13 protein-coding genes are annotated in these 21,289 nt (G+C 48.6%); all 13 read left to right on the top strand.

Annotation, left to right across the window (positions count from 1 at the left end; all coding sequences use genetic code 11):
- The first annotated feature begins 87 nt into the window (after window positions 1–87).
- Window positions 88–3,654 carry a helicase-exonuclease AddAB subunit AddB gene (gene addB / locus ACXHJ2_RS06525; RefSeq protein ID WP_165079571.1) on the top strand — a complete coding sequence of 1,189 codons (3,567 nt, stop codon included), beginning with the start codon at window positions 88–90 and terminating at the stop codon, window positions 3,652–3,654.
- Window positions 3,651–7,670, top strand: coding sequence for a helicase-exonuclease AddAB subunit AddA (addA, locus tag ACXHJ2_RS06530; protein WP_165079572.1), 4,020 nt, complete (start codon window positions 3,651–3,653; stop codon window positions 7,668–7,670). Before addB ends, addA begins: the two co-directional genes overlap by 4 nt.
- A 28-nt stretch (window positions 7,671–7,698) precedes the next feature.
- Window positions 7,699–8,883 carry an exonuclease SbcCD subunit D gene (locus tag ACXHJ2_RS06535; RefSeq protein ID WP_165079573.1) on the top strand — a complete coding sequence of 395 codons (1,185 nt, stop codon included), beginning with the start codon at window positions 7,699–7,701 and terminating at the stop codon, window positions 8,881–8,883.
- Window positions 8,880–12,269, top strand: a complete 3,390-nt coding sequence (locus tag ACXHJ2_RS06540) for an AAA family ATPase (protein WP_165079574.1) — start codon at window positions 8,880–8,882, stop codon at window positions 12,267–12,269. Before ACXHJ2_RS06535 ends, ACXHJ2_RS06540 begins: the two co-directional genes overlap by 4 nt.
- 271 nt (window positions 12,270–12,540) lie before the next feature.
- Window positions 12,541–12,945, top strand: coding sequence for a hypothetical protein (locus ACXHJ2_RS06545; protein ID WP_017428162.1), 405 nt, complete (start codon window positions 12,541–12,543; stop codon window positions 12,943–12,945).
- Window positions 12,946–13,296: 351 nt separating this feature from the next.
- The gene (locus tag ACXHJ2_RS06550; RefSeq protein ID WP_165079575.1) at window positions 13,297–14,640 is read left to right on the top strand and encodes an aminotransferase-like domain-containing protein; all 1,344 of its coding nucleotides are present in this window, start codon (window positions 13,297–13,299) and stop codon (window positions 14,638–14,640) included.
- A gap of 162 nt (window positions 14,641–14,802) precedes the next feature.
- Entirely contained in the window at window positions 14,803–15,162 is a 360-nt protein-coding gene (locus tag ACXHJ2_RS06555) for a histidine triad nucleotide-binding protein (RefSeq protein ID WP_013372152.1), read from the top strand.
- Between the two features lie 170 nt (window positions 15,163–15,332).
- Window positions 15,333–15,506: a 30S ribosomal protein S21 gene (gene rpsU, locus ACXHJ2_RS06560; protein WP_005547957.1), complete on the top strand. Its 174-nt coding sequence runs from the start codon at window positions 15,333–15,335 to the stop codon at window positions 15,504–15,506.
- Window positions 15,507–15,522: 16 nt separating this feature from the next.
- Complete coding sequence (locus tag ACXHJ2_RS06565) at window positions 15,523–15,966, top strand: GatB/YqeY domain-containing protein (protein WP_013372151.1); 444 nt, start codon at window positions 15,523–15,525, stop codon at window positions 15,964–15,966.
- Between the two features lie 277 nt (window positions 15,967–16,243).
- Entirely contained in the window at window positions 16,244–17,611 is a 1,368-nt protein-coding gene (locus ACXHJ2_RS06570; protein ID WP_165079576.1) for an NfeD family protein, read from the top strand.
- Between the two features lie 42 nt (window positions 17,612–17,653).
- On the top strand, window positions 17,654–18,655 hold the full coding sequence (floA, locus tag ACXHJ2_RS06575; protein ID WP_016821594.1) for a flotillin-like protein FloA: 1,002 nt from the start codon (window positions 17,654–17,656) through the stop codon (window positions 18,653–18,655).
- Between the two features lie 43 nt (window positions 18,656–18,698).
- Window positions 18,699–19,277: a hypothetical protein gene (locus ACXHJ2_RS06580; protein ID WP_165079577.1), complete on the top strand. Its 579-nt coding sequence runs from the start codon at window positions 18,699–18,701 to the stop codon at window positions 19,275–19,277.
- Window positions 19,278–19,699: 422 nt separating this feature from the next.
- Window positions 19,700–21,109 (top strand): amino acid permease, encoded by a 1,410-nt coding sequence (locus tag ACXHJ2_RS06585; RefSeq protein ID WP_165079578.1) that lies wholly within the window; start codon window positions 19,700–19,702, stop codon window positions 21,107–21,109.
- The last annotated feature ends 180 nt before the right edge of the window (window positions 21,110–21,289 follow it).

Genomic DNA, 21,289 nt, shown 5'->3' on the forward strand with positions numbered 1-21,289 from the left:
AACATGGCAAACGTACGTTCTTTTCTCCTTTGCCTGATATGCTATACTGTTTAATAGAATGTTTTTGGTTGGAAAGGAGGCCGCATCATGTCGGTCCGCTTATTGATTGGCCGCTCTGGTAGTGGTAAAAGCACGTTAATCCGCAATGAAATGACGTCTATGTTACGCGAGGAGCCGCTAGGTAAACCTATGCTGTTACTTGTGCCCGAGCAATCGTCATTTGCTTCAGAGCATGCGTTGCTTACAGAAGCCGGAAACGGTATTCAGGGGTCGGTGCGCGCCCAGGTGATGGGATTCCATCGTCTTGCCTATTTAGTCATGCAGGAAACAGGGGGTTCAGCCCTGGTGCCTGTAACAGAAGAAGGCAAGAAGATGCTTTTATATAAAATTATTCGTCGTCGCAAGGATGAACTGAGTTTGTTTAAGGATTCGGGAGACCAACTCGGTTTTGTGGATCGGTTGAATACGTTGTTTACAGAGTTAAAGCAGTACGGAAATGATGCTCGGTCTGTACCGGAACAACTGGAGAGAATGCATGCTGCGGGGGAGTCCGCCCCGATATTAAGAGGCAAGCTGAAGGATATCAGCCTAATCTATGAGGATTTTGAACGGGAGCTGACGCTTAAATATATCGATGGTGAAGATACGCTTCGCATGCTAACAGAACAGATTGCACAGTCTTCACTTATACGCGGAGCTGACATTTGGATGGATGGCTACCGAAGGTTTACACCGCATGAATATAAGGTGGTGCAGCAACTTATGCTGCACGCCTCCTCGCTGACGGTGGCGTTGACCTGTAACCGCAGCTACGAAAGTGGCCAGCTTCCGCATGAGCTGGATTTGTTTCATCCTTCGGCGGCTACCTACGTCAAGCTTAAAGGAATGGCAGACGAGCTGATGATTGAAACGCAGACACAGTTATTACGTCCTGATCCGATGCCGAGATTTAAGGAGCGTCCAGCGTTGGCGTATTTGGAGGCTAATTTCGAACATCGTACAGGGCTGCGGAATCAGGAACAGCGGATGCGGCTACAGCAGCTACGAGAGCAATGGGCAGATACACAACCGGAGGGTATAAAGCTGTATGCTGCAGCAAATCGCCGTGCCGAGCTGGAAGGAGCCGTACGCGAAATGCGCCGCTTGGCCCGTGAAGAGGGCGCGCGTTATCGGGAGATGGCCTTGTTTGTGCGTCATATTGAAGATTATGAGCCATGGGTGGAACCGATATTCAAGCAATATCAGGTCCCGGTATTTTTGGATCAGCGGAGAAGTATACTTCATCATCCCTTAGTGGAATTGATTCGGGCTTCACTGGATATCGTGCAGCGACGCTGGCGATATGAGGATGTATTTCGTGCGGTCAAAACAGACCTTCTATTGCCGCTGGACGGTCGAGTGAGCCGCGAGCAGATGGACCGTCTGGAAAACTATGTGCTGGCCTGTGGAATACAAGGCAGCCGTTGGACAGATGGCCGACCATGGCAGGCTGTACCCAGCTTGTCACTGGAGCTGGAGGAACAGGAACGGAACCGTCAACGGGATGAAACGCTGGATTTGATGGAGTTGTGCCGAGATGTGATTGTGACGCCTTTACATGCTTTTGAGAAGCGTATGGGTAAGGCACGAACGGCGCTTGAGAAGTGTGAAGCCGTGTATCTGTTGCTGGAGGATGCAGAAATTGGTCACAAGCTGGACGCCTTCATTCATCAGGCAGAGGAATCAGGAAATCCTGAGCAGGCGAAGGAGCACCGCCAGGTATGGGATGCGGTGCTTGAATTGCTGGATCAAATCGTCGAAATGATGGGTGATGAGAGACTGGATACTGCTTTGTTTGCGGGTGTGCTGGAAACGGGATTGGCTGAGTTCCGTATGGGGCTTGTTCCACCGGCTCTGGATCAGGTACTGGTCGGAAATACGGACCGTACACGTGTATCGGGTATTCAACATGCCTTTGTGCTAGGGATGAACGAAGGAGTAATGCCGGCTGTGTTCCATGAGGATGGTGTGCTGAATGAGCAGGAACGTACGGCATTGAACGAACAAGGCGTAGACCTGGCACCAGATATGACAAGACGTCTGTTGGACGAACGCTTTCTCGCTTATACGGCCCTTACCTCAGCCGGTAAAAGCCTATGGATGAGCTATGCGGTGACTGATGAAGAAGGCAAGCCATTGCTGCCGTCAGAGTTAGTGCGACATGTGCGGCAACTGCTTCCTGGTCTGGATGAACGTCCACTGGCCGGATACCCTTTGCCTGGAGACGCTTGGACGACGCAATGGGAGTATGCTTCCCATCCGTCCGAGGCTTTGCCGCAGCTCATTGCGCAATTACGGCATTGGCGGCGTGGCGGTGATATTTTATCTCCCTGGTGGGAGGTGTATAACTGGTATGCCAGCCAGCAGGGGCGTGAGAAGGACAAGCTGCGTCAGCTGTTGACCTCACTTTTTTACGAAAATCATGCCGAAATGCAGAAGGAAACGAGTCGCCGTCTATATGGCAGCAAGCTGCGCACCAGCGTATCTCGTATGGAACGTTTTGTCGCATGTCCATTTTCTCACTTTGCCTCTCACGGTCTTCGTTTGAAGGAACGTCAAATGTATCGTCTGAAGGCTCCGGATATCGGACAATTATTCCACGCAGCGCTTGGTGAGATGGCGATCAATCTGCGTGAACGCAATGTCAGCTGGGGAAGTCTCAGCACCGAGGAATGTCGCCAAGAGGCGGAAAGTACGGTTGAGCGTTTGGCACCTCGTCTGCAAGGCGAGATTTTAATGAGCTCCAAGCGGTATGGCTATATTTTGCGCAAGTTAAAAGACATCGTGAGCCGTGCTTCGCTAATTTTGGGTGAACATGCACGGAGAGGTAGCTTTGAGCCGATTGGGCTGGAGTTGGACTTTGGACCAGGTCAGCCGCTTCCTCCGTTAAGCTTCCGACTAGATAACGGCGTTGTGATGGAAATTGTCGGACGGATTGACCGTGTGGATGTGGCAGAAGGAGAAAAAGGATTACTTCTGCGTGTCATTGATTACAAGTCCAGCCAAAAGGATCTTAAGCTACATGAGGTGTATTACGGCTTGTCCCTGCAAATGCTCACGTACCTGGATGTGCTGTTGAATGCGGCGGAGGAATGGTTGGGCGAGACTGCTTATCCGGCGGGTACACTGTATTTTCACGTCCACAATCCGATGCTGCAATCACCTAATGGCCTTAGCGCAGAACAGGCTCGTCAGGAGCTTTTGAAACGCTTTAAGATGAAGGGATTGTTGCTTGCGGATCGGGATGTAGTTGGGCAAATGGATACAGCATTGGACAAGGGATATTCCTCTATTTTACCTGTTGCGGTGAAAGCAGACGGCAGTTTTTATAGCAGTGCTTCCGTTGCTTCGCCTGAACAGTGGGATAGCCTGTTAGCGTCGGTGCGCAATAACATTCGGACGATTGGTACACGGATGACAGAGGGCGATGTTGCCATTGAACCTTATCGCATCCAGCAAGAAACGGCATGTACCTTCTGTTCTTTTAAGCCTGTTTGTCAATTTGATGACAGTCTGGAAGGCAGTGATTACAACCAATGGGGGAAACCGGGTAAGGATCAGGTCTGGGATCTGCTCGGTCATACACAGGAAGGGAAAGGAGGAATGAAGCAATGATAGGCACGTCAAACGCTAAAGGCTTGCCGAAGCCGGAAGGAAGTATGTGGAGTGATGATCAGTGGCGTGCCATTTCGGAGTCTGGTAACAACATGCTGGTCGCGGCAGCGGCGGGTTCTGGTAAAACAGCAGTGCTGGTAGAGCGTATTATTCGCAAAATTGTCGATCCCCAGCTCGGCTTCAGTGTGGATCGGTTACTGGTGGCGACCTTTACGAAGGCTGCAGCCGCTGAAATGCGTCAACGGATACGCGAAGCCTTGGAACGTGTGCTGGAACAGGAACCGGAAAGTGAACATGTGCGCCGACAGCTATCGTTGTTGAATCGAGCCTCGATTACGACACTTCACTCTTTTTGTATGGAGGTCATCCGCAGGCATTATCAGGCCATTCCTCTTGATCCCGGCTTTCGGATTATGAATGAGCATGAAACAGAATTGCTGCGCCAAGAGCTATTAGAAGAACTGTTTGAGGAGAAATATGAGGCCCATGATGAAGGCAGCACATTCCGCAGACTGGTCGACTGGTTTAGTGGAGAACGCACCGATGATGCCATGTATGTGCTTGTTCAGCGGTTGTATGACTTTTCGCAAAGTCATCCTTGGCCGGAGCATTGGCTGCGGGAGACGGCAGCAGCATTTCGTGTACAGGATGTAGCTGCGTTGGGGGAGACTCCCTGGGTTCGCAGTATTTTGGCGGATGCTGCACTTTCGTTGCGCGGAGCCGCGAGTTTGCTGGAACAGGCGCATGAAACAGCTATACAGCCTGGCGGTCCTGCACTATATGCTATGACGCTGCAAGAAGATGCGGCGATGGTGAAGGAATTGCTGCAGGAGCTGGAGACACAGCCGTGGGCGTCCTTGTATGATCATTTTCAGGTAGCGTCCTTTGGTAAGCTCAAGCCAGTCAAAAAAGATCAAACCGAGCCTGCATTGCAGGAACGGGTTAAGACGCTACGCGAGGCTGCCAAGAAAATGATTATAGATATGAAGGCTTCCCTGTTCGGTAGGAGAGCAGAAGCTTATTTGGAGGAACTGCATGCAACGGCTCCTCTGATGGACGAACTGGTGGAGACCGTGATTGCTTTCGGGGAACGATTTCAACAGTACAAGCAGTCAAAAGGACTGGTGGATTTCGGGGATTTGGAGCATTATTGTCTCAAAATATTAAGACATCCCGACTCTACTCCCTACAAGCTGCTACCTTCCGATGCTGCACTTGAATACAAGGCGCAGTTCGACGAGGTGTTGCTGGATGAGTATCAAGATACGAATACCGTACAGGAAGATATCGTTAGACTGGTATCACGCGAGGAACCGGGTAACCGTTTTATGGTTGGAGACGTGAAACAGAGTATTTATCGGTTTCGACTGGCCGAGCCAGGGCTGTTTTTGAATAAGTATCAACGGTACGGTATGCAGGAGCAGGAAGATGGCTTTTTGATTGATCTGGCGCGTAATTTTCGCAGTCGGGAGGAAGTTGTCGATGCGGTTAATTTGGTGTTCCGCCAGATTATGAGTGTGGATGTAGCGGAAATTGAATACGATGAACGAGCATGGCTGGTGCACGGCGCGTCCTATCCCGAGAAGACAGAGCAGGAAGCTGCGTCTGCATACGCACCTGAGCTGCTGTTAGTTGATAAAGGCGGGCGTGGTCTTTCCGAGGTTTCGGAGCTGTCTGAATTGGGGGACGAATCGCCATTACAGGAAGGTGAGCTGGCCGAGCTTGCGGAGCTTGAAACGGCACAGTTAGAGGCTCGTGCGATCGCGCAACGGATTAAGGAGCTGACTGGAGATACTGGACAACCACTGTTGATTTACGACAGGGGACTAAAAGCGATGCGTCCAGCAGTCTACGGTGATATTGTCATTTTGCTTCGTTCAGCAAGCGTATGGGCTCCCTTAATTGTCGAGGAATTGCGGCTTGAGGGCATTCCAGCCTCTGGAGAGCAGACGACAGGCTTTTTTAAAGCAACGGAAGTTGAGGTGATGTTGTCCCTGCTTCATATTATTGATAACCCGCAGCAGGACATCCCGCTTGCATCCGTGCTTCGTTCGCCAATTGTCGGCTTGACCGAAGATGAACTGGCACAAATTCGGCTAGAGAAGCCGGATGGATTATTTTATGATGCATTGCTGGCGGCAGCAGAGACTGAACAAGTCGAGCAGAGTGTAAAAGGGACCTCTGCTGACGTATTGGAGATGGATCTTTTCACTGAGGACTCGCTATCTCCACCCCACTCTGTCCATAGGGACGACGGGAATACGTTGTCTGCCCGACTACGCTCATTTTTGCGTAATTTGGACGCATGGCGGCAGGAAGCCAGACAAGGCAGCTTAAGTGCATTGATTTGGAATGTGCTGGAGGAAACAGGATATCTGGATTGGGTGGGTGGATTGCCTGGCGGCTCACAGCGTCAAAGCAACCTACGGGCCTTATATGACCGAGCGAGACAGTATGAGACTTCTACGTCCAACCGTGGCTTGTTCCGATTCCTGACCTTTATTTCCCGTCTGCGGGAGCGGGGCGGTGATTTAGGATCGATCAGTGGGGGGACTGAACCCGATCAGGCTGTCCGCATTATGACCATTCATAAAAGTAAAGGACTTGAATTTCCTGTCGTGTTTATTGCGGGGACGGCAAAAATGTTTAATCAGCAGGATCTGAATGCGCCGTTTCTAATGCACAAGGAGTTGGGATTTGGTCCTAAATATGTGGAGGAACAAAACCGTGTCAGCTACCCTACGCTGCCTAATTTAGCGATCCGTCGACGCTCACAGCTGGAGCTGTTAGCTGAAGAAATGCGTGTGCTATACGTAGCGCTTACTCGTCCGCGTGAAAAGCTGATTATGACCGGAACCGTGAAGGATCTCGCTTCCCGCGCAGCGGGTTGGGCACGTGCCAAGGAGCATACGGAAACAGTATTACCAGATTATATGCTGGCGGCAGGTCGCAGCTATCTGGACTGGGTAGGTCCTGCATTGATTCGGCATCCTTCTGCGATTTCGCTGAGGGAAGCGGCAGGTGATCAGGATGGGTATTATCACAGACTGGAACACATGCCGGGGGCAGACTGGTCATTTAAAATCGTAGCCTCAGAAACACTTTCTGGCTCTCGTGTGAACTCGGATCAAGAAGAAGAGGTATCGGCCGAAGAGCGCCAAAAGAAAACAGAAGCACTGAGAAATGTCGAGCTAATCGAATTGAACGAAGAGAGTGAGACGGATGTTGTTGCGGCTCTTTCCTGGACCTACCCGTATGAACGGGCGGGCAAGACAGCAGCCAATGCATCGGTCACAGAGATGAAAAGATGGCTGGAGATGCAGGAAATTGGATCGGACGATTGGCTGAATCTATCTTCTATCTTCCAACAAGCAGACTTACCAGAAGATTGTGAGAATTCTGACACTGGGAGCAGTCAATTACACTTGCGCAGACCTAAGTTTATGGGGAATCAGCGACTGACTCCTACGGAACGAGGGACGGTCTATCATACGTTGATGCTGCATCTGCCCTTAGATGGAGTAATGAGCGCTGAAATTATTGAGGAAACAAAGGCTCGTTTGCTGAATCAACGCATTTTACTGGATGTTCATGCAGAGGCGCTGGATACGGATAAAATATTAAGATTTTTCTCAAGTGAGCTGGGGAGCAGAATGTTGCGTTCATCCCGTATTCAGCGTGAGCTTCCGTTTACTTATACCATGCGGGCAACCGATTACTGGAATCACAGTTTACCTGTGATGCTGCCAGAACAGAAGACAGTTACGGAAGGCGGGCAGGACGATAAAGTGCTGATGAACGGGATCATTGATTGTCTGTTCGAAACTCCCGAAGGACTGGTGCTGCTGGATTATAAAACAGACCGGGTCTCCGAATATCGTACGCTGTCACATTTAACGGACCAATATCGTTTTCAATTGGAGCTGTATGCCCGTGTGATTGAAGAGATTACAGGCAATAAGGTTGCTGAGAAATGGTTGTATTTTATAGAAGCTGAAGAGAGTGTGCGGTTGTAGTTATATAGATAGGGAGAGGGGGAATAGCATGCGGATTTTGCATACAGGTGATTGGCATTTGGGTCGCACGTTGGAAGGGCGAAGCCGCCTGAAGGAGCAGGAGGCGTTTTTGGAAGAATTGGTGAAAATGGCTGACGACCAGCAGGCTGATTTGATTATGATGGCTGGAGATGTGTACGACTCAGTCAATCCTTCGGCCGCCGCAGAGCAATTGTTTTATGAAGCATCTGCGCGTCTTACGGCTGGAGGAAGACCGCTAGTCGTCATTGCCGGCAATCATGATCAGCCGGAAAGGGTAGCCTCGGTCACCCCGCTGGTGAGCGGGCGTGGAATTACATTGCTGGGACTGCCTCATGGGGAAGCAGTACGCGTTCGTACACCGCGAACGGGCGAAATGGCATGTATTGCAGCCTTGCCTTATCCCTCCGAGTCTCGTTTGAATGAGCTATTGTCTGAAGACGGAGATGAAACCATATTACGCGAGGCATATAGCCGCCGTGTAGGGATGCTGATGTCGCAGTTAGGTACAGCGTTTCAGCCCGATACCGTTAATTTGTCGATGAGCCATATTTATGTGCTTGGTGGGCTGGAGTCGGATTCGGAACGCCCGATTCAGGTCGGGGGAGCTTATACCGTAGATCCGTCTGCTTTGAGCATTGGAGCGCAGTATACGGCTCTGGGTCATTTGCATCGTCCCCAATATGTGAAGGGCGATGGGCTGATGCGTTATAGTGGCTCTCCGCTGGCTTATAGCTTTTCCGAAGCTGGACAAGCCAAATCGGTTACGTTAATTGACGTCATTGCCGGCAAGCCAGCACAGGTTGAGGAATTGTATATTACCAGTGGACGACCATTAGTGAGGTGGCGAGCACGGGGAGGTCTGGAAGAGGTATATCGCTGGCTGGATGAAGGACTGGATGCTGATGCCTTTATTGACCTGGAAATTACGCTGGATGAAGCGATGTCAATGGGAGATATTCAACGGTTGCGCAAAAGCCGTGAAGGCATCATTCATATTCGCCCCGTGTACCCAGAAATGGCTGCGGCACAGTTGGAACAGCAACGTTCAGAACTGCCGGTTCATGAGCTGTTCCGGGCGTTTTACCAACGACAGACGGGCGGAGCACAGCCGGATGAAGGATTAGTACAGTTGTTTCTAGAATTGGTAGAACAGGATGATGCAAGAGACCACGCTGAGGAGGATGAGGTATGAAGCCGATCCTTCTGAAACTGGCGGGATTGCAAAGCTACCGGGAGTCCCAGGAAATTCGCTTTGACGATTTGACCGAAACGGGACTGTTCGGAATTTTTGGTCCAACGGGTAGTGGTAAATCAACGTTGCTGGATGCCATTACGTTGGCTATGTACGGTAAAGTGGAGCGGGCGGTGAATGGTACACAAGGCATTATGAATCATGCCGAGGACACGTTGTCTGTAGCATTTACGTTTGAATTAATGTCAGCTCAAGGACCTCGCCGTTACCGTGTAGAACGACGTTTCAAACGCGCAGGAGGCGTATCGGTTAATAATACGCTTAGCCGTTTTATTGCATATACAGAAGACGGCGAGGAAGTGCTTGCTGACAAGGTTCAGGATGTGACACGCTGTGTGGAAGAGTATATCGGCCTGAAAATGGACGATTTTACCCGCGCGGTCGTATTACCGCAGGGAAAGTTTGCGGAATTTTTGTCTTTAAAGGGCAGTGAGCGCAGACAGATGCTACAGCGTTTGTTCCATCTAGAGAAGTACGGAGATCAACTTGCACAGAAGCTGAGCCGCCGTGTGAAGGACAACGACATTGCCCTGAAATCGTTGGAAGCGGAGCAGCAAGGGCTGGGGGATGCGAGTGCTGAAGCGCTTGAGCTTGTAAAGCTGCGCCTCCAAGAAGCGATGGAGCATGCAGAGGCCTCGCGCCGCGAGCTAGAGCGTGTTTCACGGGAAGCGGAGGCGCTGAACAAAACACGGGAACTGGTCATCGAGTTTAGCCAAAGAGTGAACGAGCTGGAGGAGATGGCAAGACAGGAACCAGGCATTGCTTTGCTGGAGCGCAAGCTGCGGCAAGCATCTGCAGCGGAGGCGTTGCTGCCTGCACTGACGGATTGGAAGGAAGCCGTTGCCGAAGCAGAAAAACGGCAAAAGAATGCTGAACAAATGGCAGTCCTGGCTACCTCCGCAGCGGAGGCGGCGCTTGTATCTGTGCAAGCAGACGAGCAGGCTCGGCAAGCACTCAGTGCGGAAGAACCAAAGCTGTTACTTCGGATCGACCAACTGGAGCAGGCACTTCAACTGGAACGTGATACGGAAGTGCTGCGGACTGAACGGGAACGTTTGGCGGTCGAGCTGGCGCATAGCGAACAAACCCTTGCTGAGCATGCCGCAGGTCTCCTAAAGGAACAAGAGTTACAGACACGAGGTTTGAAGCGGCAGCAGGAGCTTCAACAGGAGTTGAAGCAAAATGAAGTGCGGGCAGATGAGCGGCGTATGCTGCAAGAGGCTGTGCAGCGGCTGCAACAGCTGGAGACAGCGAATGAGCAATGGCGTGAAGCTGAACAGGAGTATTCCACTCAGGAGAAACGGCTTGCGCTAGCAGACGAACGTTTAAAGCTAATGGAGCAGGAGACACAGGAGACGGAGGCACGGCGTTCTATTCTTGCTGCACAAGTGGCTGAAGGCATTGAGGCGTTGCTGGCGCTGGAGGCGGAAATTACAGCCGACGTGTCGGCACTGGCTGCCGAGGAGGAGCAGCTGCGTCACGAGCTCCGTGCCGAGGAGCTCGGACGTCTCGCGCAGCACCTCGCTGCCGAGCTGCGCGAAGGAGAGCCATGCGCAGTGTGTGGCTCTCTGCATCACCCTGCGCCTGCTGCTGTTGTGGCCCATGGCGCGGATTCCTCTGCGCCGGATGAGCTGCATCGCCTGCGGCTCGGCCTACAGGAGCTGCGCCTCACGCTGCGCCAGCAGTTGCACGAGCAGCGCAGCCTGCTTGCGCAGCCCGCCGCCGCAGACAGCGGTGCTGCCGCCACAGGCGAGCCTTTTACGCCTGCGGCTGCTATGCCTCGCGGTGTCGCCGTATGGGCGGAGCGCTGTACAGCGCTGGAGCGTGCTGCGGCTGAGCTGGCAGCTCGTGCGCATACGCTGCCTGTCGAGGCACAGGCACTGCGTGAGGCGGACGCCGCCGGACAGCAGCGGCGTATCCGTGCAGCCGCCGAGCAGGAGGCGGCGGTTGCAGCACTGGCGCAGGCGCGCAGCAAGCGTGAGGTATGCACCACACGCAGCGAAGGGCTACGCGCCGAATGGGCGACGCAGCTGCCGGATGTCGGCCCCGACCAAGCTGCGGAGCGTTATCGCGCTATGCAGGAGCGCGACCGGCGTGCGGAGGAGTTACGATCCCGGCTGGAGACAAGCGTGACCTTCCTCGAAGAAAAGGCAGCGCGTGTACAGCAGATACAGCAAAGCATCATCGAGGAAGACAAAATTATTATTGCCCGTCGTACAGGGCTCCAAAGTAAAGATGATTTGCTGCGTGAAAAGCTAGAACAGCTACGGAAGTGGGTTGGAGAAGGACAAGCAGCCTCATTGCTGGAAGAAGCGACCTCACGCTTGTTGGGACTGAAAAACGGAGCCGAAGCCGCTGCACGCCGCCGTACCGAAGCGGAAGAACGTAAGCAGCAGGCCGTTCATGCTTCACTGATAGCGCGGCAGGCCTCCGACTCGGCAGAAGAAAGACGGCAGACGGCAGAATCCCGTTGGGGTATCCGTCTGGAAGCTTCCTCTTTTGCTACGGAAGCAGAGGTCATGGAATGCTGCTTGGGACCGGAAGAAGCTGCACGTTATGAGCGTGAAGTGAGTTTGCACCGAGAACGGGAGAAGGAGCTGTCTTCCCGCTTAAAGCATGTCGAAGAGCAGTTGAATGGAGCAACAGTAACAGAGGAACAGTGGGAAACGACCACTGCGAGGCTGCGTGATTGCCGTGCACGCGACGAAGAGGCGCTTCAGAATCGCGCGAAGGCTGAGCGTGATTTAGAGGACTTGCAGCGTCGGCACGTCCGCTGGATGGAGCTGGAGTCCAATCGTTTGCATCTGCGTAGCGAGGCGGAAAAAATGTCCAAGCTCCAGTCTGTTTTTCGAGGTAATGCCTTCGTTGAATATATTGCCGAAGAGCAGCTCATGCAGGTCAGCCAATCCGCTTCACGCCGCCTACGTTTTCTGACTAAGCAGCGTTATGCGCTAGAAGTAGATTCCAGCGGTGGTTTTGTCATTAGTGATGATGCCAACGGTGGGGTCAAACGTCCGGTATCGACCTTGTCCGGCGGCGAAACGTTCCTGACCTCTTTGTCGCTTGCGCTTGCGCTGTCGGCTCAAATTCAATTGCGGGGCCAATACCCTCTACAATTTTTCTTTCTGGATGAAGGCTTTGGAACGTTGGACCCCGAACTGCTTGACACAGTGATTACCTCGCTAGAAAAGCTGCATCACGATCAATTATCTGTTGGTGTGATTAGCCATGTGCCTGAATTGCGGGCCCGGCTCCCACGCAAGCTGGTTGTTCTTCCCGCAGAGCAGGCTGGTGGAGGCTCTCGTGTAGTTATGGAAACATTTTGAAACAATGTGATACGGATCACAGATACAGTTTCAAACTATTGTTATAATACAGCTAAGCCGACAAGTTAATCATACAGCACCCCGGCGGACGTATGCTGCGGAAGAAGTCTTCCCGTCATACGTCCGTTCAGAGGGGCTCTGCCAAGAGCTCCCGGGGTGCTTCTTTTTTTTTTTTTTTTTTTGTAGCCGGAATTCGCCCAATTTGATGTAGCACATAGCCCGTTTTTGAATAACATACGGTATACATGCAAGAGTCTAGGAGGAAACAACCATGGAAAAAAGCATGATAACCGAAAATGTTACAGCATCGCAACAGATGGATGCTAAAACACTATGTCAACAGCATATGCATCGTTATGTATGCGTATGGGTAAAGGACGGGACAATGTATGACGGAATTGTAGAGCATGTGGATGATGAAAAGATATACTTAGCCGTTCCTATGGGTGGAGAAGAAATGGAGAATGTTAATCTCCCCTATCCGCCCAACAATTGTGGATGCGGCTCTCGTGCTTATGGTGGCTATGCATCTTATCCTCCGTACCCTTATCCGTACCCTTACCCGGTCCCAGTGCCCGCCTATGCGTATGGATTCCCATACGGACGTCGCCGCTTTAATCGTTTGATTCTGCCACTTGCTGCGTTGACAGCGATTAGTTTACTGCCTTACTACTAATCTGATCTTCTTCGTTGCCTGACCATCGTTCTACTCTCTCCCGCCTACAGCCCTTGTACAGTACAAGTGGCTATATAGGCGTATCCATACATCATCACTAAGTAAGGCTGTTTCTTCCAGCATGAAGAAACAGCCTCTTTTTCACATCTACCGTCTCAATATGTTAATGAGCTATAACGCTTACAGCCTTTAGCGAGGTTACAATGATTTATGAATGGAAACTGTATGGGTACAGTTTAGTGAAAAGAGGTATCCTGTTTATCTAAAAACCATGTTAACATCAAGCATGTACAGAAACATAAGAAGGAATAAGCATATAAAGAGGATGTACTGAACAGGCAGGAGGATATCGTGAAAAAATATGTTTCGGTTTTATTAGATATAGAGCTTAAAATTCGCGAGGGACAATATAGATCTGGTTACAAGCTACCATCGGTCCGTGATGCTTCGGAGCTATACAAGTGCAGCAAAAGCACAATTCTGCGAGCCTATGCTGAACTTGAAAGGAAGCATGCCATTTATTCCATACCGCAAAGCGGATACTATGTAGTGGAAAACCCCAGTGACGTACACCATAGCCATATTTCCGACTACGTTGATTTTGCTTCAGCATCCCCAGATTTGAATGTATTTCCATATCTAGATTTTCAGCATTGTCTAAATCAGGCTATTGACACTTACAAATATCATCTGTTCACATATGGGGATTCGCAAGGATTGGAAACATTGCGACATACGCTCGTCTCTCATTTGGCTGATACTCAGGTGTTTGCAAAAACAGATCGGATTATCGTTACTTCAGGTGTTCAACAAGCATTAGAAATACTCGCGAAAATGCCGTTTCCCAATGGCAAAGAAAAGATTTTGGTCGAGCAGCCCAGCTACGATATTTATTTGCGTTTTTTGGAGGAAGAGAGCATACCCGTCAATGCGATTGCACGGACAGCGGAAGGTCTAGATTTTTATGAGTTGGAGAACCAATTTAAGCAGGGTAACATCAAATTTTTTTATACCATGTCAAGGCATCATAATCCTCTTGGTATCTCATATAACACGGAGGAACGAAAAACGATAGCTGCCTTGGCCGCCAAATATGATGTGTACATCGTAGAAGATGACTATATGGCTGATTTGGGAGTTGATCATCTTGTTGATCCCATTTATGCATACGATCAGACAGAGCATACTATTTACTTGAAAAGCTTCTCCAAAATCATTTTCCCTGGCTTGCGATTAGGGGTTGCGGTACTGCCAGAAAGCCTATTAAGGACGTTCAGTAGCTATAAAAGATATGTTGACACATCGATTTTGTCTCAGGCAGCACTTGATATCTATATTAAAAATGGAATGTATGAACGCCATAAACACACGATATCCAAACTATATTCGGAGCGCGTTCGTATTTTGAACAAGGCGGTGGAGCGATACAATCAGACCGGGGACATCCAAACTCCAGCTGCAACCTCAGGCGTTTATACGCAGTTTAAGCTGCCGAGGACGGTGAATTTGGAACGTTTGGTACACAGCCTTAACGCCAGAAACATCCAGGTTGTAGCTGGCAAAGGCTTTTATTTATCAAGCTACAGGGAACAAGAAAAATTTTTGCGCATAAGTATCTCGCGTGCACAGCCAGACCAAATTGATCAAGGGGTTAAATCTATAATAGAGGAAGTTAGTAAGGGAAACTGGTATTAAGCCCCATTTTCCGTTATGATACATATAGAAACACAGGGATAACCAATTATGATTGATTATGTTTCTGTTTGGTGTGAAAAATACATAACTTTGAATGCCGACAGCAAGGACTGCTTGTGTATAATTGCTGATGATCGGCTCACTGCCAAAGGAGGGTTTTGAATGGACGATCTGTTTTTGAAAATTGTAGATGGAAGCATCCCCAGCAAAAAGGTGTTGGAAACCGACAATGTGCTCGCATTTCATGACATCCAGCCTGCGGCGCCAGTACACGTGCTCATTATTCCAAAAAAATACATTCCTTCAATGAATGCTGTAACGGAGGAGGATCTTCCTCTTATCGCGGAGATCCATCGTGTTGCGGTTGAGGTTGCGAAAAAGTTAGGAATTGCTGAGTCTGGGTATCGGTTGATTAACAACTGTGGCCCGGATAGTGGACAAGCGGTAGGGCATCTGCATTATCACTTGCTAGGGGGCGCCAAATTAGGTGCCTTGACAGGTATTTCGGACTCGCATTCTTAAAAATGACAGAGCTAGTCTTTTCAGTAATGCGGAACTGACGGGAAAAAAGGTTCCTTCTATGTACTCATTTTTTCTTATAGGTTGACACCTGGTTTCCGTTTCACCTATAATAAAATTTGATGAACCGTGTTATTGCTCTTGGACGGTCTGGTCGGAGGGAGGGAAAACTGGTGTCTGAAACTAAAGTTCGCAAAAACGAGACAATTGATGCTGCACTTCGTCGCTTTAAACGTTCCATTGCTAAGGATGGCGTATTGGCTGAGGTGAAGAAACGCAAGCATTATGAAAAGCCAAGCGTAAAGCGCAAGAAAAAGTCCGAGGCTGCTCGTAAGAGAAAGTTCTAGGAGGATCTAAGTAATCATGAATTTGAGCGAACGATTGAACGAAGATATGAAGCAAGCAATGAAGAGTAAGGACAAGTTCAAACTCTCCACCATTCGAATGGTTCGTTCTACGATTAAAAATCTTGAAATAGATTTGAAACGGAATTTGGACGACAACGAAGTGCTTGATATTCTGAGTCGTGAGATCAAACAGCGAAAAGATGCCCTCCATGAGTTTGAAAAAGCCGGTCGTGATGAACTTGCGACAAGCACTAAAGCAGAAATAGAGATCATCGCTCAGTACCTTCCTGAACAACTTTCTGAAGAAGAAATTAAAGTTATTGTACAGCAGACCATCCAGGAAACCGGTGCTTCTTCGAAAGCCGAGATGGGGAAAGTAATGACGGCCTTGATGCCTAAGGTAAAAGGTCGTGCTGACGGTAAGCTCGTGAACCAAGCGGTTCAGCAATTTCTGCAATAAACCTGCGACAAACAGGAAAACACAACACCCTCTGTTCACAGAGGGTGTTATTTCTATATGTGTGATGCCTGCCAAAATAGAATGGTGGAAGACGTCTTTGTGAAGGCGTTTTCTATGATTGTGTGAAACGTGATGCCTGTTAGGGGCGTAAAGTATTTTACAGGCATCAGGATTAGCAATATACCCAATAATTTCACATTAAATCCTGAAAACTGTATAGTTTGTCTAACAAAGTTTGGTATGCTGTAACAAGGAGAGATCGAAAGGGGGGAAAGAAATGCATAGAGAACATCACCACTCCAGCCGCAAATTGATCTTTTTAACGTTGTGGATTATGATATCCGTTCTGTTGTTACCCTTAGTTTATTCTGGACCAGCGGCGGCTCAAACAAAGGGTGGAGCAGTGTTTGTTATACCAGTTGATCAGGAAATTGAACAGGGGCTGGGCAAATTTATGGAGCGTGGATTTGCAGAAGCAGTTGATTCTAAAGCAGGTCTGATTTTACTGGATATTAACACACCTGGCGGACGGGTAGATACAGCGGAAAAGCTGGGCAAACTGATGAAAGACAGTCCTATTCCGACCGTAGCCTATATAAGAGGTGAAGCGGCCTCAGCGGGTAGCTATATTGCGTTGAGTGCTAACAAGATTGCTATGAAACCGGGTAGTATTATCGGAGCAGCGGCGTTAGTAGACGGCAGGGGGAATGCTATTACAGACCCCAAAACGATAGCTTGGTGGAAGAGTAGCATGGCATCTGCCGCAGAAGCTGGCGGACGCAATCCTGATATCGCTAGAGGCATGGTCGACTCCAAAACGACTGTATCTATCCCGGAGATGAACTTTAATAAGGAAAATGGCCAGATCATTTCTTTAACCAGTGAGGAAGCGCTGAAATTGGGGTATGCGGATCACATTGCATCTTCGGAACAAGAAGTTATACAGTGGATGGGCTACAGTACAGATGATGTAATCCATGTGGAGCGCACATGGGCTGAAAAAGCAGCCGAGATATTGACCAATCCGATCGTGCAGACCTTGCTTTTATTTATTGGTATCGCGGGTGTAGTTATTGAGCTGCTTGTACCTGGCTTTGGTGTGCCGGGAATTTTGGGCGTACTTGGATTTGGTTTGTATTTCTTTGGTAATTATATTGCTGGCTTTGCAGGTTCGGAGACGTGGCTGTTGTTCATTATCGGTCTGGCACTGCTTATCCTTGAAATGTTCATACCAAGCTTTGGCATTCTGGGTATTTTGGGTTCCATCAGCCTTGTCGCGGGTGTAGTCCGTGCAGCATACAACATGCAGCATGCGTTTATATCTTTGGGGATTGCTTTTGCAGGGGCTGTTGCCGTGGTGGCGATCATCGCAGTTGTCTTTAAGGACCGAGGGATATGGAACCGTTTTATACTTCAGGAACGTTTAACGGCTGACCAAGGGTTTTCTTCGGTTGTGAATCGGGAAACGTTACTAGGTCAGAGGGGTGTCAGTCTGACCCCATTACGTCCAGCTGGAACGGTGCTAATCGCTGACGAGCGAGTGGATGTCGTAACGAATGGGGAGTTTATCGCCCCGGATATGCCGATTATCGTATCCAAAGTAGAAGGCGGGCGAATTGTAGTCAAGGCAGACGCGAGCGTCTAGCAAGCTAACAACGAAGAATTAGATTAATGGAGGATGATGCGAGTGTTCGAATCGGGTATTGTCAGTATTTTGCTGATTGCCGTAGTAGTGATTATTGTATTGAGTGTGTTTTTTAGTTTCTTCCCGGTGATGCTGTGGATTTCGGCGCTGGCTTCGGGTGTGCGGATCGGTATCATTACGCTAGTAGCTATGCGGTTGCGGCGCGTCACGCCAAGCCGAATTGTCAATCCCCTCATTAAGGCTACCAAAGCTGGTCTGGGCTTGAATATCAATCAGCTGGAAAGTCATTTTCTCGCAGGGGGGAATGTAGACCGAGTGATCAATGCGTTGATTGCCGCGCAGCGCGCTAACATTCCGCTTGAATTTGAACGTGCGGCTGCGATTGATCTTGCGGGACGGGATGTTCTGCAAGCGGTCCAAATGAGCGTTAATCCGCGTGTTATTGAGACGCCTATTGTTGCTGCGGTCGCCAAGGATGGTATCGAAGTAAAGGTTAAAGCTCGTGTTACGGTACGTGCCAACATTGATCGACTCGTCGGCGGTGCAGGAGAAGAAACGATTATTGCTCGGGTTGGTGAAGGTATCGTAACAACGGTTGGTTCCAGTAACTCGCATAAAGACGTGCTGGAAAACCCAGATTCCATTTCGAGAACCGTATTATCCAAAGGTTTGGATGCAGGGACAGCATTTGAGATTCTATCGATTGATATTGCAGATGTTGATGTAGGTAAAAATATCGGTGCCTTCCTGCAAACAGAGCAGGCGGAAGCCGACAAACGTATTGCGCAGGCAAAAGCCGAAGAACGGCGTGCGATGGCTGTAGCGCAAGAACAGGAAATGAAGGCACGTGTTGTAGAAATGAGAGCGCGCGTGGTGGAATCTGAATCCGAAGTGCCTCTGGCAATGGCTGAAGCGCTGCGTAGCGGTAAACTTGGCGTCATGGACTATATGAATTTAAAAAATATTGAGGCAGATACGCAAATGCGTAGTTCCTTAGGCAAACCGAATGAGAACTCGGGGAATGATAACAAGAACCGGGATTAACTAACGGACGGGCCGATGAACTATAGCAGTTAGGCGGTGAGTAATGAATTTTATCAGCTGGATCTTTGACCATTTGTATATCTTGATCGTGATTGGCTTTGCACTGGTGTCCTTCTTGGGGAAAAGCATTCAAGGCGGAGATCGGAAATCTTCCCGGCGGCAAGGTATGCCTACCTTTGGTGGTGATCATGGTTCGCGCGGGTCCTCGACGTCGCCCAGACCTTTCACAACGGAACCTGAGCAAGAGCGACGTCAGCAAGATGTTACTGGAGAATTGCAACGTCAATTTCCTAATGAGCGACGTGCGGTGATCGAAGCTCGTCGTATAGAAGAAGTAGGAGACGGGCTGGAAAAGGAAGAACGGATGGACCAAGATTCATTAGATAACGGTACGACTTTAGAGGATCGAATTCGTATTATGGAAGAAGAGCGAAGGATGGTTTTAGCCCGTCTCGATCGTATATCCAATGCGAGAGATTCGGAGGAAATTACAGATGGGCTAGAGCAAACTTCGCAAGAGAGTGGTACAGTGAATGCAGCTGACCTACGCAGAGGTGTAATTTGGGCAGAGATATTAGGGCCTCCGCGTTCCAAGCGTTACATGGGTGGAGGAAGACGCTAAAATAATCGTAGATCCGTCACGGCTTTGGCTGTGGCGGATCTTTTTTTACGATGTTTTTAGCGATACATAAACATGCTGGAATAAAAAAAGACTTAACGGCAAATGCTCTAATTATCTGACAGCGAATGTGAAGATCTCATATATGCTACATTTTTCTCACATTTACTGTCATCTAAAAAGACGGCATTTTGTCTAATTTGGAATCTGATTTGTGAAAATATATTCGTGAAAAATGATCAAATGTAACAATGTGAACGAAGCTTACCAAAAGTCGTTTTCATTTTTTCTTTTTTATATATAATGTTCACAACGATAGAACTTATGAAAATTTACCCCATATTTAGCTAAAATTTGATTTATATCGAGGTGATATTACAGGGTTATACAAAAAGTAAAAATTTATGTTTAGGAGGATGGGATGGATGGGGAATAGCTTGTTCAGAAAGAAGAACATTGATCAGCTGATCGCCGCTACACGGGGAGAAAAGGCGCTTAAAAGGGAATTAGGTGCGTTCGATTTAACAATGCTTGGGATTGGAGCCATTATTGGAACGGGGATTTTTGTTTTGACAGGTACGGGAGCAGTTACGGCTGGACCGGGCTTGGTATTGTCTTTTGTGATCGCGGGGCTCGCTTGTTTATTCGCCGCACTGGCTTATGCCGAGTTTGCTTCCACTGTTCCAGTATCCGGTTCTGTTTACACTTTTACATATGCTACGATGGGAGAGCTATTGGCTTTTATAATCGGATGGGATTTAATTTTGGAATATATGTTGGCCGCCAGCGCTGTTTCTGCAGGTTGGTCGGGTTATTTTGTATCCTTTTTGAAAGGAATTGGTCTTCATATCCCGATTGAATTCACTGCTGCGCCAGGAGCTTTAAAAGACCGAGCTACTTATTTTAATCTTCCAGCTTTTTTAATTTTGATGGCTATCACGTTCTTGCTTTATTTTGGGATAAAAGAATCCAAACGAATTAATAATATCATGGTTATTGTTAAAATTGTTGTCGTTTTATTGTTTATCATTGTGGCTATTAAATATGTAAAGCCAGACAACTGGACACCGTTTATGCCATTTGGGTTCAGTGGGGTGTTTGGAGCCGCAGCCCTTGTGTTTTTTGCTTTCATTGGCTTTGATGCCGTTTCATCAGCCGCTGAAGAAACCAAAAATCCAGCTCGTGATTTACCGCGTGGCATTATTTTCTCACTTGCTATTTGTACGCTTTTGTACGTGATCGTTAGCGCGATTATGACAGGTATTGTGCCGTATATGCAATTTGAAGGTATCTCCCATCCTGTGTCATTGGTTTTGCAGGTTGCCGGTCAGAACTGGGTGGCGGGTATTGTGGATATCGGAGCCATCTTGGGGATGACTACGGTTATGCTGGTAATGCTATATGGTCAAACCCGAATTATGTTTGCGATGTCACGTGACGGCTTAGTTCCTAAAGTATTGTCAAAGGTTCATTCCAAATATAAAACGCCCTATATTAACACCTTGTTTTTTGGTACTTTATCTGCATTAATGGGTGGGTTGATCCCGCTGGATGAGTTAGCAAGCTTGGTGAACATTGGAACCTTATCAGCATTTATTCTGATTTCGGTCGCTGTCATAGTGATGAGAAAAACACAACCCGATTTGCCAAGAGCCTTCCGATGTCCTGGGGTTCCATTTATTCCAATTCTGGCTATCATTTCATGTGGGGTGCTTATTCTTAATCTGAATGGTCAAACGTTTATTCGTTTTATCATTTGGCTTGTTATTGGTATTGCCGTTTACTTTTTATACTCCAGAAAAAACTCGCTTTTGAATCAGGATTCCGAAAACTAACCATTTCATACTATGAAATTAAAAAGACAACCTTGTTTTGATATGAAAACGAGGTTGTCTTTTTTTATGTGAATTTTAGAAAGTACGGTCTTTTTTCTCTTTAATATTGCAGTTGCTACGAATTGTAAGTTTAGCCTCATAAATGCGATGACTGGATCATAAAATGTACAGTACAGATAT

This window comes from Paenibacillus sp. ALE3 (assembly GCF_054113405.1).

Coding starts and splice junctions, on each gene's coding strand:
- ACXHJ2_RS06580 (WP_165079577.1), top strand. CDS start 18,699: ATGAATTTTATCAGCTGGATCTTTGACCATTTGTATATCTTGATCGTG.
- ACXHJ2_RS06535 (WP_165079573.1), top strand. CDS start 7,699: ATGCGGATTTTGCATACAGGTGATTGGCATTTGGGTCGCACGTTGGAA.
- ACXHJ2_RS06555 (WP_013372152.1), top strand. CDS start 14,803: ATGGACGATCTGTTTTTGAAAATTGTAGATGGAAGCATCCCCAGCAAA.
- addA (WP_165079572.1), top strand. CDS start 3,651: ATGATAGGCACGTCAAACGCTAAAGGCTTGCCGAAGCCGGAAGGAAGT.
- ACXHJ2_RS06570 (WP_165079576.1), top strand. CDS start 16,244: ATGCATAGAGAACATCACCACTCCAGCCGCAAATTGATCTTTTTAACG.
- ACXHJ2_RS06585 (WP_165079578.1), top strand. CDS start 19,700: ATGGGGAATAGCTTGTTCAGAAAGAAGAACATTGATCAGCTGATCGCC.
- addB (WP_165079571.1), top strand. CDS start 88: ATGTCGGTCCGCTTATTGATTGGCCGCTCTGGTAGTGGTAAAAGCACG.
- ACXHJ2_RS06540 (WP_165079574.1), top strand. CDS start 8,880: ATGAAGCCGATCCTTCTGAAACTGGCGGGATTGCAAAGCTACCGGGAG.
- ACXHJ2_RS06545 (WP_017428162.1), top strand. CDS start 12,541: ATGGAAAAAAGCATGATAACCGAAAATGTTACAGCATCGCAACAGATG.
- ACXHJ2_RS06565 (WP_013372151.1), top strand. CDS start 15,523: ATGAATTTGAGCGAACGATTGAACGAAGATATGAAGCAAGCAATGAAG.